11 protein-coding genes are annotated in these 12,779 nt (G+C 60.2%); 4 read left to right on the top strand and 7 right to left on the bottom strand.

The genetic code is table 11. The annotated features are described in order from the left end of the window. Window positions 1-20: 20 nt before the first annotated feature. From RFER_RS14530 to RFER_RS14520, 3 genes are all read right to left on the bottom strand, one after another. Window positions 21-1,808 carry a TRAP transporter large permease gene (locus RFER_RS14530; RefSeq protein ID WP_011465149.1) on the bottom strand — a complete coding sequence of 596 codons (1,788 nt, stop codon included), beginning with the start codon at window positions 1,806-1,808 and terminating at the stop codon, window positions 21-23. Window positions 1,809-1,822: 14 nt separating this feature from the next. Beyond that, the gene (locus tag RFER_RS14525) at window positions 1,823-2,431 is read right to left on the bottom strand and encodes a TRAP transporter small permease subunit (protein ID WP_011465148.1); all 609 of its coding nucleotides are present in this window, start codon (window positions 2,429-2,431) and stop codon (window positions 1,823-1,825) included. A gap of 143 nt (window positions 2,432-2,574) precedes the next feature. Further along, the gene (locus RFER_RS14520) at window positions 2,575-3,693 is read right to left on the bottom strand and encodes a substrate-binding domain-containing protein (RefSeq protein WP_011465147.1); all 1,119 of its coding nucleotides are present in this window, start codon (window positions 3,691-3,693) and stop codon (window positions 2,575-2,577) included. Window positions 3,694-3,743: 50 nt separating this feature from the next. On the opposite strand from RFER_RS14520, the gene RFER_RS14515 reads away from it, so the two are divergent. The 3 genes from RFER_RS14515 to RFER_RS14505 are packed head-to-tail and all read left to right on the top strand — an operon-like array spanning window position 3,744 to window position 6,117. Further along, a complete protein-coding gene (locus RFER_RS14515) occupies window positions 3,744-4,526 on the top strand; it encodes an ABC transporter permease (RefSeq protein WP_011465146.1) in 783 nt (260 codons plus the stop codon). Beyond that, a complete protein-coding gene (locus tag RFER_RS14510; RefSeq protein WP_011465145.1) occupies window positions 4,523-5,272 on the top strand; it encodes an ATP-binding cassette domain-containing protein in 750 nt (249 codons plus the stop codon). Before RFER_RS14515 ends, RFER_RS14510 begins: the two co-directional genes overlap by 4 nt. Further along, window positions 5,269-6,117 carry an extracellular solute-binding protein gene (locus RFER_RS14505; protein WP_011465144.1) on the top strand — a complete coding sequence of 283 codons (849 nt, stop codon included), beginning with the start codon at window positions 5,269-5,271 and terminating at the stop codon, window positions 6,115-6,117. Before RFER_RS14510 ends, RFER_RS14505 begins: the two co-directional genes overlap by 4 nt. A gap of 120 nt (window positions 6,118-6,237) precedes the next feature. On the opposite strand, the gene exaC is transcribed toward RFER_RS14505, so the two are convergent. Both exaC and yiaY read right to left on the bottom strand, forming a co-directional pair. Then, entirely contained in the window at window positions 6,238-7,758 is a 1,521-nt protein-coding gene (exaC, locus tag RFER_RS14500; protein ID WP_011465143.1) for an acetaldehyde dehydrogenase ExaC, read from the bottom strand. A 309-nt stretch (window positions 7,759-8,067) separates the two neighbouring features. Beyond that, window positions 8,068-9,276 (bottom strand): L-threonine dehydrogenase, encoded by a 1,209-nt coding sequence (yiaY, locus tag RFER_RS14495; RefSeq protein ID WP_011465142.1) that lies wholly within the window; start codon window positions 9,274-9,276, stop codon window positions 8,068-8,070. Between the two features lie 363 nt (window positions 9,277-9,639). On the opposite strand from yiaY, the gene RFER_RS14490 reads away from it, so the two are divergent. Beyond that, complete coding sequence (locus tag RFER_RS14490) at window positions 9,640-11,595, top strand: sigma-54-dependent Fis family transcriptional regulator (protein WP_011465141.1); 1,956 nt, start codon at window positions 9,640-9,642, stop codon at window positions 11,593-11,595. 133 nt (window positions 11,596-11,728) lie between these two features. On the opposite strand, the gene RFER_RS14485 is transcribed toward RFER_RS14490, so the two are convergent. After that, window positions 11,729-12,061 carry a branched-chain amino acid transporter permease gene (locus tag RFER_RS14485; protein ID WP_011465140.1) on the bottom strand — a complete coding sequence of 111 codons (333 nt, stop codon included), beginning with the start codon at window positions 12,059-12,061 and terminating at the stop codon, window positions 11,729-11,731. After that, window positions 12,058-12,765 carry an AzlC family ABC transporter permease gene (locus RFER_RS14480; protein ID WP_049765673.1) on the bottom strand — a complete coding sequence of 236 codons (708 nt, stop codon included), beginning with the start codon at window positions 12,763-12,765 and terminating at the stop codon, window positions 12,058-12,060. Before RFER_RS14480 ends, RFER_RS14485 begins: the two co-directional genes overlap by 4 nt. Window positions 12,766-12,779 lie beyond the last annotated feature (14 nt).

Raw genomic sequence — 12,779 nt, 5'->3', positions numbered from 1 at the left:
GGGTGAAGGACCCAGGAGTTTCAGTTTTTCTTCTCTGGCTTGTTGAGTGAGTCTTGGAGCGCCTTGAGCGGGTCGGCGGCGGGGTCACTGCTATCGGCAGGTGCTGCGCCACCCGCTGCGTCTGGCATGCCGGCGGTCGGGTCTTGCTGTTCCATCGAGTCCGGCATGGTCGCTTCCATTTCTATCCGGACCTTGTCGAGGTCGTACTCCGCCTTCTTGTCGAGGCCGCTTGAGACGATGCCGGGGAACGCAATAATCAGGCCGACCATGATGATCTGGATAATCACAAACGGTATTGCACCCCAGTAAATTTGCATGGTGGTCACTGGCTGGATCAGCTTCTTGGTCAGCTTGTCGGTATAGGCCGTGGCCGGTGCCACGCTGCGCAAGAAGAACAGGGCGAAACCAAATGGCGGGTGCATGAACGAGGTCTGCATGTTGACGCCCAGCAGCACGCCGAACCAGATCAGGTCGATGCCTATTTTTTCGGCCACGGGTGCCAGCAAGGGAACGACGATAAACGAGAGTTCAAAGAAGTCCAGGAAAAATGCCAGGAAGAAAATCAGCAGATTGACCACAATCAGGAAGCCCACCTGCCCGCCGGGAACCGATGTCAACAAGTGCTCCACCCATTTGGAGCCGTCCACACCCTGGAACACCAGACTGAAGACGGTGGAGCCGATCAGGATGAACACCACAAAACTCGACAGTTTGGCGGTCGAATTCAAGGCCTGTTTCAGCAGCTTCATGCTCAAACGGCCCCGGCTCATGGCCATGATCAAAGCGCCCATGGCGCCCATGGCGCCACCTTCGGTTGGTGTGGCTACACCCAGGAAAATCGTTCCCAGCACCAGAAAGATGAGCAGCAGCGGCGGGATCAACACAAAGGTGACGCGCTCGGCCATGCGTGAGAGCAGACCCAGGTGGGTCGCCTTGTTGACCAGCGCGATGACAAAGGCCAGTATGACGCCGGCGCAAAGCGACACCACAATGGTTTCATCGGTGGCCACGCTCAGTACCGCCTCACCTTTCAACCAGCCCAACACCTGTGCGTAGTTTTGTCCCAGAGACACTGCCGCTACGGTCGAGATGATGGTCAGTATCAGAAGCGAGCGCAGACCGCTGCTGCCGTTGTCTTCCCGGATCGTGCGGGCCTCGAGCGGCAAAGCGGGAACCCAGTGCGGGCGGATGAAGGTCAGGATCACGATATAAAGGAAATAGAGGCCGGTCAGGGCAAAGCCGGGGATGAACGCGCCCTTGTACATTTCACCGACACTGCGGCCCAACTGGTCAGCCAGAATGATCAGCACCAGCGACGGCGGAATGATTTGTGCCAGCGTACCGGATGCTGCAATGACGCCCGAGGCGACTCGGCGGTCATAACCATAGCGCAACATGATGGGCAAGGAGATCAAACCCATTGAAATCACGGAGGCAGCGACAACGCCGGTGGTCGCTGCCAGCAAAGCGCCAACAAAGATCACGGCAAAGGCCAGGCCGCCACGTATCGTCCCAAACAGCTGGCCAATGGTGTCGAGCAAATCCTCGGCCATGCCACTGCGCTCCAGGATCAAACCCATCAAGGTGAAGAATGGAATCGCCAGCAGCGTATCGTTTTGCATGATGCCGAAGATGCGCAAGGGCAGGGCCTGCAGCAGGGCTTCGGGCAGCAGTCCCAGCTCGATGCCCACAAAGCCAAAGAACAGGCCGCAGGCGCCCAGGCTGAACGCTACCGGAAAACCCAGCAGCAGGAAGACGATGAGCCCCGCAAACATGATGGGGGCGATGTTTTGTACTAGAAATTGCATGTGTGTTTCCTGATTCAGGCAGCGTTGGCTTTGGCTGCTTTTTCTTCGGCCAGTTTTTGAATTGCCTCGGCCAATTCCTCTTCTGCCGTCTTTTCGATCTGTTTGTGCGTGGGATCGTCAATCAGACCCATCAGGAACGCCAGGCGTTTGATCAGTTCGGAAACACCCTGCAAAAACAACAGGCCAAAGCCCAGCGGGATCATGGCGTACACCGGCCAGCGTATCAGTCCACCGGCGTTCGACGACACCTCGCCCGAGTAAAAGCCCTTGAGGAAGAAAGGCACGCCGAACCACAGGAAGGCACTGCAAAAGGGCAGCAGGAAACAGGTGAATCCGAACACATCGATCCACATTTGTGCCCGTTTCGACCAGTGGCCGTAAAGCACGTCAATCTTGACGTGCTCACCGTTGAGCAGCGTGTAGGCCGAACACAGCAAGAACGTGGCGGCAAACAGATACCATTGCACCTCGAGATACGCGTTGGAACTGACATTGAATGCCTTGCGCACAATGGCGTTGATGGCACTGACGACGGTGGAGGCCAGAATCAGCCAAATAACATATTTGCCCACCTGACGGTTGAGCCAATCGACCGCTTTGGAAAATTTCAAGAGTGCTTGCATGGGGTCTCCGTGGAAAGGGAAAATGTCAACTGAAAGAGAACCTGGATAAAGTATTTCAGATGAACTAATCTTCAGCCTTTGAGCGTAACTTGCAGTGGCTGAGAAATAGCTGACGGATGCGGTTTTTTTACTTAGGGTAAACGCTAGGTAAGGAGCTTGAATTCACTTTTTTTGCGCGCAAATTCCCACCACGGCAAGACCCGGCGCATCGAGAGTACCTCGCCACTTTGGGTGGCTGCGTAGCCTGGAATATGGGCCATGGCGGCCTGCCAGGCAGGTGTCTGCAGCAGCTTGAGCAGGCTCTGGATGCCGGGTTGCGTCAGAGCCGACTTCAGGCACACCAGGTGGTAGCGCTCGTCGGCCAGTGGCACAAAGTCCAGCCCGGCCTGCTGTGCGGCGGCCGCAATGCCCAGCCCCGCGTCACATTGGCCAGACGCCACTGCCTGTGCGACCGCGGCGTGCGAGGGCTCGGTGTGCTCATAGCCCGCGACTTCCCCGGCCGGCAAGCCGGCTTGCGCCAGCAACTCGTCCAACACCACGCGTGTACCACTGCCCAGCGTGCGGTTGGCAAAGCGGGCATGTCGCTCGGCCAGGTCTTGCAGTGAGTGCAGATTCAGGGGATTGCCCTTGGCCACCATCAGGCCCTGGGTGCGCTGTGCAAAACCGATGATCTTGTGCTGGCCCGGTTGCAGCAAGGGTTTGTAGGTGCGCTCAGTGAGTGTTTTTTTGCCAGTGTCGAGCAGGGTGTGAAACCCCGCCATCACGCAGCGGCCTTCGTTCAACGCGCGAATGGCGTCCACGCTGCCGGTGAAACGAATGTCCAGGTGCAGGCGGCCAGGTTCCTGATGTGAGGCGTACTCGCGCAGCGCAGAGATGGCTTCGTCGTGACTGGCGTAAAGCGTCACGACATGCACGCTGTCGTCGAACGCCAGCGCGTAGCTGCGTTCCAGTTCGGCGCGCAGGGCTTCAATTTGCGGCGCCAGCCGCGCCTGCGCCTGGCGCTCGGCCCACATCAGTTTGTTGCCAAAGTCGGTCAGGCGCGCGCTCTGGCCTTTCTCCCACACCACCAGTTCGTTGCCTAATTCGTTTTCCCATCGTTTGAGTTCGCCCCAGACGTGGCGGTAGCTCAAACCAAGCGCGCGCGCACCGGCTGAGATGGAGCCATGGCTGCTGACTGCCTGCAGCAAATCAATCAAAGGGTTGCGCACCAGCGCCGGACTGCTGTCACGCGAGAGGGTGTAGTGGAATTGGAGCCTATGCACGGTGGTTCATATCGTCAGTGATTGGATCGGTGGCTACGATACCGCAAGTTATGTCCTCTTTCTCCGACAGCGCCTCCTCCGCGCTGCAACTCATCACCTCCCTGGACGCGGGCCTGCTCACCATCGTGGGCCGGTCCCTGTCTGTGAGCGCCGCGGCCTGCGCCATTGCGTGCGGCTTGGGGCTGATTTTGGGGGCTTGGCTCGGTGTGACGCGTTTTCCCGGGCGTGGCGCGGTGCTGACGCTTCTGAACACTTTTCTGGCGGTGCCCTCGGTCGTGGTGGGTCTGGTGATTTATTTATTGTTGTCACGCACCGGGCCGTTGGGCTATTTGGGTTGGCTGTTCAGCTTCAAGGCGATGGTGATGGCGCAAGCCGTGCTGGTGTTGCCGGTGGTGACAGCTTTGACACGCCAGGCGGTGCAAGACGCTGAAAACTTGCACGGCGAACAATTGCAGTCGCTTGGCGCGCGGCCCTTGATGCGCAGTCTGCTGCTGGCCTGGGACGAGCGCTACGCGCTGCTCACGGTGGTGATCGCCTCGTTTGGCCGGGCCGTGTCTGAAGTGGGCGCGGTGATGATTGTGGGCGGCAATATTGATGGCTTCACCCGTGTCATGACGACGGCCATCGCGCTGGAAACCAGTAAAGGGGATTTGCCGCTGGCGCTCGGCCTGGGGCTGATTTTGCTCAGCGTTGTGCTGCTGCTGAACGTGTTGATTGCCTTGCTGCGGCGCTGGCGCGAACGCTCGGAGAATGACGCTGCCAGTGTCCGTCAATTGGCAGCCCCGGTGGCGGTCTGTGAAGCGGTAGCTGTCACCCGCGGAGTCTCGCTGTGAGTGGCCGTGTCGGTGAGGTGCGGAGTTTGCAGCCTGTGTTTGAGCTGTCGGGTGCGAGCGTGCATTTTGGCCGTGCCGCGTCGCCGGTACGCGCTTTGTCCGATGTGACCATGACGGTTGCTCCCGGTGAGCGGGTGGCGTTGGTGGGCGCCAACGGCTGCGGCAAGAGCACGCTGTTGCGGCTGTTGCATGGCTTGGCGCTGCCCACATCGGGGCAGCTTGTGTCTGACCCGGCGTGGCGACAAGCCATGTTGTTTCAAAAGCCACACCTGATGCGCCTGACGGTGCAGGCCAACATCGCTCTGGGCCTGTGGCTGCGCGGCACGCCCTGGGGCGAGGCCAAGGTGTTGGCCTTGGCGGCGTTGGCCCGGGTTGGTTTGACTGAATTGGCCCAGCGCAACGCGCGCCAGCTCTCCGGCGGTCAGCAGCAGCGCGTGGCCATGGCAAGGGCCTGGGCTTTGAGGCCGCAGGTGTTGCTGCTCGACGAGCCTACCGCCAGCCTGGACCCGCACGCCAAGCGCGAGGTCGAGGCGCTGATTGAAGAATTTTCCAGTGGACCGGATGCCATGACGCTGATTTTTGCCAGTCACAACCTCGGCCAGGTCAAACGTCTGGCCAGCCGGGTGATTTACCTGGAGCATGGCCGTGTGCTGGCCGACTTGCCGGTAGCTGACTTTTTTGGCGGGTCAATGTTGCAGCAGCAGTACCCGGCGGCCCATTTGTTTGTCAAAGGAGAACTGGTATGAAAGCTGTGAAGTATTTTAGGTATTTTTGGCCTCTAGCCATTATGAAACAAGCGTTAGTAGCTACTGTTTTGGTAGCGTTCATGGGCTTGCCAGTGAGCGCTCAAACGCCATCCATCGTGGTCGCATCCACCACCTCGACCGAGCAGTCCGGTCTGTTTTCCGTGCTGCTGCCCGAGTTCAAAAAGGCCAGCGGCATCGACGTGAAAGTCGTGGCACTGGGCACTGGCCAGGCCATCGACATGGGCCGCCGGGGCGATGCTGACGTGCTGTTCGTGCATGACAAGGTGGCCGAAGAAAAAGTCGTGGCTGAGGGCTTTGCCGTCAAGCGCCTTGAGGTGATGTACAACGACTTTGTGGTCGTTGGCCCTGCCAGCGATCCCGTCAAAGTCAAAGGTAACGATGTGGTCGAAGCGCTCAAAAAGCTCTCGGCTGCCAATGGCCCGTTCATCTCGCGCGGCGACAAGAGCGGCACCCACGCGGCTGAGCTGCGTTTCTGGAAGATGGCCGACCTGGCCGACAAGCAGGGCAGCGGCTACAAGTCGTGCGGCTGCGGCATGGGTCCGGCACTCAATATGGCTTCCAGCAGCAACGCCTACGCGCTGGCCGACCGTGGTACCTGGCTCAACTTCAAAAACCGGGGCGACCTGAAAGTGCTGGTGGAAGGCGATCAACGTTTGTTTAATCAATACGGCGTGATGCTGGTCAACCCCGCCAAGCACCCGCATGTGAAGGCGGTAGACGGGCAGAAGTTTGTGGATTGGGTCATTTCACCCGCTGGTCAGGGCGTGATTGCCAGCTACAAAATTGGCGGCGAGCAACTGTTCTTTCCGAATGCGGTGAAGTGACTTTAAAAATCAGAGCTGCGTGACTCCGCCCAGCTTTTTTGTCAACCCTGTGAATCTCGAAATTGAAAAAGGGGCGGTTGCCCGCCCCTTTGGATTGATTCACGCGCTGTCGCGATCCGATCAGAAGAAGCCCAACTTGCTTTCGCTGTAGCTCACCAAGAGGTTCTTGGTTTGCTGGTAGTGGTCCAGCATCATCTTGTGGGTTTCGCGGCCGATGCCGGACTCTTTGTAGCCACCAAAGGCCGCGTGGGCGGCGTAGTCGTGGTAGCAGTTGGTCCAGACGCGACCGGCCTTGATGGCGCGGCCCATGCGGTAGGCGACGTTGCCGTTGCGGCTCCAGACGCCCGCGCCCAAACCGTACAGCGTGTCATTGGCCAGCGCCAGCGCATCGGCTTCATCCTTGAAGGTGGTCACAGCCAGCACCGGGCCAAAGATTTCTTCCTGGAACACACGCATTTTGTTGTGGCCCTTGAGCAGCGTGGGCTGCACGTAATAGCCACCGGCCAGGTCGCCGCTCAAGTTCGCTTGCGCACCGCCGGTCAGCACTTGCGCACCTTCCTGTTTGCCGATGTCAAGGTAGGACAAAATCTTGTCCAGTTGCACTTTTGAGGCTTGGGCGCCGATCATGGTGTCGGAATCCAGCGGGTTGCCTTGTTTGATAGCCTTGACGCGCGGCAGCACGCGTTCCATGAATTTGTCGTAAATGCTTTCCTGAATCAGCGCGCGCGACGGGCAGGTGCAGACCTCGCCCTGGTTAAAGGCAAACAGCACCAGGCCTTCGATGGCTTTGTCGAGGAAACCGTCGTCCTTGTCCATCACATCGGCAAAGAACACATTGGGGGATTTTCCACCGAGTTCCAGCGAGGCCGGGATCAGGTTGCTGGCAGCGGCTTGGGCAATCACGCGGCCAGTGTTGGTGGAACCCGTGAATGCGATTTTGGCGATGCGCTTGCTGGTGGCCAGCGGCATGCCGGCTTCACGGCCATAGCCGTTGACGATGTTGAGCACGCCTGGAGGCAGCAAGTCGCCAATGACTTCCATCAAAATCAAAATGCTGACCGGGGTTGATTCCGCGGGTTTGAGTACCACGCAGTTGCCGGCAGCCAGGGCCGGTGCCAGTTTCCAGGCAGCCATCAGAATCGGAAAGTTCCAGGGGATGATTTGCCCGACCACGCCGAGCGGTTCGTGGTAGTGGTAGGCCACGGTGGATTCATTGATGTCGCTCAACGCGCCTTCCTGCGCGCGGATGCAGCCGGCAAAGTAGCGGAAGTGGTCGGACGACAGCGGAATGTCGGCGGCCAGTGTTTCGCGAATCGGCTTGCCGTTGTCAACCGTTTCGGCGTAGGCCAGCAGCTCCAGGTTGGCATCGATGCGGTCGGCAATTTTGAGCAGGATGTTGGAGCGGTCGGTGACCGAGGTTTTGCCCCAGGCATCGGCAGCAGCGTGGGCAGCGTCCAGCGCCAGATCAATGTCCTGGGCACCCGAGCGGGCGGCCTGGGTATAGACCTTGCCGCTGATCGGGGTGATCACGTCAAAGTATTCACCCTTGAGTGGGGCCACGTATTTGCCGCCAATGAAGTTGTCGTAGTGGGCCTTGTAAGCGATTTTTGCGCCGGCTTGACCGGGGGCTGCGTAGATCATGGTGTCTCCTGAATTTTTGCAATAAATTGAATGAAATTTCCCTTGCGGGCCTAGTCAGTATTCAAGTTGCGTGCCAGCGCGGGTGCGGCATGCCAACCGTTGATTTCAAACAAATCTTTTTCTACGCCTGTGCCTGCTGGGTCGGCGTCTGGTGTGGCGATGTGCGACACCTGTCAAATTCTGTGACAAGCGCGGTGATCAAGCTCTATGCAAGCCGTTTCATACCGCCAGACTTTGTCAGCAGGGATTTCAAGTGAGAAGTCGCGTCCGTGGGCCGACACGCGTGACGGTGTCGAGCCCGCTTCAGAGTCAGGCCGGCGCGCTTTCGCGAGTAGCCTTGTGCTGGGCCTGACCAGCAGCAACCGGGGCATGCATGGCGCCCCGGAAGATCGCTTCTATTTCGGCCTGGCTGGCTTTGCGCGGGTTGGTCAGGCCGCAGGCATCCTTGAGCGCGTTTTCAGTCAGCAGGGGAATGTCTTTTTCTTTCACGCCCAGTTCGCTCAGGCTGGCGGGAATGCCGATGTCCATCGACAGTTTGCGGATCGCGCTCAGGCAGGCCTGAGCGCCAGCGGCTGCATCCATGCCATCAACTGACACACCCATGGCGCGCGCGACATCGCGCAGACGTTCGGCCGACGTGGCTGCATTAAACGCTTGCACATGCGGCAGCAGCAGTGCATTGCACACACCGTGCGGGAGGTCGTAAAAACCGCCGAGCTGGTGCGACATGGCGTGGACATAGCCCAGCGAGGCGTTGTTGAAGGCCATGCCGGCCAGGAACTGGGCGTAGGCCATTTGCTCGCGCGCCTGCAGGTTGTCGCCATGCGCCACGGCGGTGCGCAGGTTGCGAGAGATGAGCTCGACCGCCTTCAGCGCGCAGGCGTCCGTGATGGGGGTGGCTGCGGTGGAGACATAGGCTTCCACGGCGTGGGTGAGGGCGTCCATACCGGTGGCAGCCGTGAGACCCTTGGGCTTGGCCAACATCAGGTTGGGGTCGTTGACGGACATGAGGGGTGTGACGTTGCGGTCCACAATGGCCATTTTGATGTGCCGCACTTCATCGGTGATGATGCAAAAACGGGTCATTTCGGCGGCTGTACCCGCCGTGGTGTTGATAGACACCAGTGGCAGCTGCGGCTTGGCCGAGCGGTCCACACCTTCATAGTCGGAAATTTCGCCGCCATTGGATGCGCACAGGGCAATGCCCTTGGCGCAATCGTGCGGTGAGCCGCCGCCCAAAGAAATAACGAAGTCGCACTGGTGCTCCTTCAACTGGGTCAGCCCCGCCTTCACGTTGCCAACGGTCGGGTTGGGCTTGGCGCCATCAAACACCACGGACTCAATCTCCTGCGCGGTCAGCAGCGACTGGATTTGCCCGGCAACTCCGAGCTTGTTGAGGACGGTGTCGGTGACGATCAGCGCCTTGTGAAAGCCGTAGCCGCGAATGGCCAGAATGGCTTCCTGCAAACAGCCTGCACCCATGATGTTGACGGCGGGAATGAAAAAAGTTGTGGACATGTTGAAATCTCCTGAAAATGGTTTTGGTGGTTGTCGAAGTCCGCCTTGCGACTTTGGTTTTTTGCGTCGCCGGGATCTGCGTTGATGATCGTGCCTCCGTTCTCAAAAACAACGCATGAACTTGCCTGGCGGGCCTCTATCACGATCAAGTTGCGTGCCAGTCCTGTAACGACTTGTTGGCGCTTTGATTTCAAATGACTTTGTCCCTGGCCGCCGAAATGCCGGGGCCATGCAATCGTTGTACTATGGAACAGGTGTCAAATCTTGCGACACTTGCGGGGACACTATGTAAGCCCCTTCATATCGCTTGCAGTTGCTTCGCCCGATACCATCAGGTTCACCCCTAACGACAAATCACAGACCATGCGCTGTGCAGGAGACAACGTGCAACCCACACTCCATGACGCGGTTTTGCGGCAAGCCCGCATGCGTTTGATTGAGCATGGCGACTGCCCGGCCGATGGCATTGATGCCCGCCTGGCGCGTTCATGGCAGCGCAGTCTGGCGGCGGGTCTGTCTCCCCTGGACCGCGTGGCGGACTCCGAGCATGCCAACGCCATCGACTTGCGCCGGATACTGACGCGCAACCATGAACTGCTGGCGCATTCACGCCCGGTGATGGATTATTTGTTTGACCAGGTGCGCGGCAGCGAAGGCATGGTAATTTTGGCGGACCAGCGCGGCACTTTGATGCGCACTTTGGGCCATCCTGATTTCTTGAACAAGGCCCAGCGAGTGGCCTTGACCAGCGGTGCGTCGTGGCTGGAGCAGCATCGCGGCACCAACGCCATTGGCACTGCGCTGGCCGAGCTTGAGGGCGTTGAAATCCACGGCGCCGAACATTTTTTTGAGCGCAATGCTTTCCTGAGTTGCACTGCCGCCCCCATCGTGTCGGCGCGCGGTGAATTGCTGGGCATTCTGGATATTTCAGGCGACCAGCGCAGCGATCACCCGCACACGCTGGGGCTGGTCAACATGGCCGCGCGCATGATTGAAAACAGCCTGATGCTCGACGCCAGCCGGTGCCAGACGCGCCTGCACCTGCATCCGCAGCGGGAGGGCATTGGCACGGTGGCCGAGGGCATTGTGACGCTGTCGGACGACGGCTGGATCGTTGGGGCCAACCGCAATGGACTGGCTTTTTTGAAACTCGCAACACGCGCCTTGGGTGCGGTGCAATTGACCCATGCGATGGACGTGCGCCTGAGCGACTTGCTCTCGCGCCCCTTGCGCAGCCCCGATCAGCCCAGGCTGGTTCGCCTGTGTGATGGCACTGAACTGTATGTGCTGGTGCAGGTCGCGCAGGGCGCGCTGCAGATTGCCTTGCCAGCGCTCGTCATGCCGAAACTTGACGATGCGCTCACGCAACTCGACACCGGCGATGTGCGCTGGCGCAGTGTCACCGACAAGGTGCGCCGGGTGCTGGACAAGCCGATCCCTTTGTTGATCCAGGGCGAATCAGGGGTTGGTAAAGAGCTCTTTGCCCGCGCCGTGCATGACAGCGGCCCGCGTCGCAGCAAGCCTTTTGTGGCGATCAATTGCGCGGCCGTGCCTGAGAACCTGATTGAGGCCGAGTTGTTTGGTTATGCGCCAGGCGCGTTTACCGGTGCACGGCGCGAGGGCAGCCCTGGCCGCCTGCGTGAAGCCCATGGCGGCACGCTGTTTCTGGATGAGGTTGGCGACATGCCGCTGGCCATGCAGGCACGCCTGCTGCGTGTGTTGCAAGAACGCGAGGTCAGCCCGCTGGGTGGTGGTTCGGCGGTGGCGGTGGACTTCGGCCTGATTTGCGCCACGCACTGCAAACTGCGCGAAGCCACTGAGCTGGGGCGCTTTCGCAGTGACTTGTATTACCGCCTCAATGGATTGACGGTGCAACTGCCGGCCCTGCGTGAGCGCACGGATTTTGCGGCGCTGACCCAGCGGCTGCTGGCCGGCCTGAACCCACAGCGCAACATTCACGTGGCCCCGGCGTTGCTGGCGCGCCTGAGCGCCTACGCCTGGCCCGGCAACGTGCGCCAATACGCCAATGCTTTGCGCACCGCCAGCGCCATGCTGGAGCCACATGAGCTGTGTATCGACTGGGCGCATTTGTCAGATGATTTGCAGGAAGATTTGGCGGTGCAGGCGGCACCGACTGCACCTCAAACGCGGGCCGCCATGTTGTCCACGGCGGCCGAGCCCTCGCAGAACCTGAGCCAACTCTCGCGCACTGCAATCTGTCAGGCGCTGGACGGCAGTGGCGGCAACATGTCGCAGGCGGCGCGGCGTCTGGGCATCAGCCGCCAGACCCTTTATCGCAAGTTGGCGGCCTTGAAATAACATGAAATTCGAGTATCAATTACGCGAATCTCACAACGTTTTCTGCCCGATTTATTTCTGCCGCGGCGGGCTTTGCACCGGTAGGCTTTGAGGCCCGCCCATGTGAGCTGACTGTCGCCAAAAGCGTAGAAATTTACCCCGCCAGGCCCGGATTGCGCAGCAGCACATACAGCGCCGTGCCCGCCAAAATGCTTAAGAGCGCGTGCCGACGCCACCATTGCAAGAGCACCACGGCAGTCACTGCCGCCAGTTCAGCCCACGGGCCCGATGGGTTTTGGCGGGCGCTGCCCACCAGCGTATGCAACAGCAGCAGCGTCATGATGGCCAGCGGCAAAAAGCGCCCCAGGCGTTGCACCAGTGGGTGGCGTTGCAGAAAGCGCGCCGCCAGAAACGGCAAGGCGCGCAGCCCAAAGGTCACCAAAGCCATGGCAGCCAGCACGCCCAGCGCGTAGGGGGTGTCGATCATGGCGCGGTCTCCCGGGGTGATCTTTGGGGCCAGACCAGCCCGGCCAACACGCTCAGACCAATGGCGATCAGCAGCGCCTGTTGCGGGGCCACGGCCTGTGCCACAGCGTAGCTCAGCACCGCCACCCACAGCGGCGCCGGCGTGTCGGCGCTGCGCCATTGCTCCACCGCCAGCACGGCAAACAGAGCCGCCAGGGCAAAGTCCAGTCCAAGCAGTGGCACCTGGGCTTGGGTGCCGATCAGCGCCCCCAGCAGCGTGCCCAGCACCCACCAGCCCTGGTTCAGCAGCGCCACCGTCACCATCTGGCGCGTGCTGGTGCCGGGCGGCAAGGTGGTCAGCACCGAGTAGGTTTCGTCCGTCAAGGCAAACACCAGATACCAGCGCGCCCAGGGTTGAGCGGGCAGTCTGTCCAGCAGCGACAGGCCGTAGAACACATGGCGCAGGTTCACCACCAAGGTGGCCAGCGCGATGCTCGCCACCGGCAAGCCCAGGCCAAGCATCGGGATCATCATGAATTGCGCGGCACCGGCAAAGACAACGATGCTGGCCAGCAGCGCCAGCCACCAGGAGGCCCCCGCCTGCACAAACAAAAATCCAAACACCATGCCCAGTGGTACATAACCCATGGCGACGGGAATGGAGAGCGACAGCACGGAGATGCGGGGGGGCTGTGGGCCGTGTGATGGGACAGAAGCGGTGGGCATGAAAGAGGAGCAAT

Source organism: Rhodoferax ferrireducens T118 (assembly GCF_000013605.1).
GTDB classification, from domain to species: domain Bacteria; phylum Pseudomonadota; class Gammaproteobacteria; order Burkholderiales; family Burkholderiaceae_C; genus Rhodoferax; species Rhodoferax ferrireducens.
This window is presented reverse-complemented; position numbering and strand designations above follow the sequence as displayed.

Coding starts and splice junctions, on each gene's coding strand:
- RFER_RS14530 (WP_011465149.1), bottom strand. CDS start 1,808: ATGCAATTTCTAGTACAAAACATCGCCCCCATCATGTTTGCGGGGCTC.
- RFER_RS14525 (WP_011465148.1), bottom strand. CDS start 2,431: ATGCAAGCACTCTTGAAATTTTCCAAAGCGGTCGATTGGCTCAACCGT.
- RFER_RS14515 (WP_011465146.1), top strand. CDS start 3,744: ATGTCCTCTTTCTCCGACAGCGCCTCCTCCGCGCTGCAACTCATCACC.
- RFER_RS14505 (WP_011465144.1), top strand. CDS start 5,269: ATGAAAGCTGTGAAGTATTTTAGGTATTTTTGGCCTCTAGCCATTATG.
- exaC (WP_011465143.1), bottom strand. CDS start 7,758: ATGATCTACGCAGCCCCCGGTCAAGCCGGCGCAAAAATCGCTTACAAG.
- yiaY (WP_011465142.1), bottom strand. CDS start 9,276: ATGTCCACAACTTTTTTCATTCCCGCCGTCAACATCATGGGTGCAGGC.
- RFER_RS14490 (WP_011465141.1), top strand. CDS start 9,640: ATGCGCTGTGCAGGAGACAACGTGCAACCCACACTCCATGACGCGGTT.
- RFER_RS14485 (WP_011465140.1), bottom strand. CDS start 12,061: ATGATCGACACCCCCTACGCGCTGGGCGTGCTGGCTGCCATGGCTTTG.
- RFER_RS14480 (WP_049765673.1), bottom strand. CDS start 12,765: ATGCCCACCGCTTCTGTCCCATCACACGGCCCACAGCCCCCCCGCATC.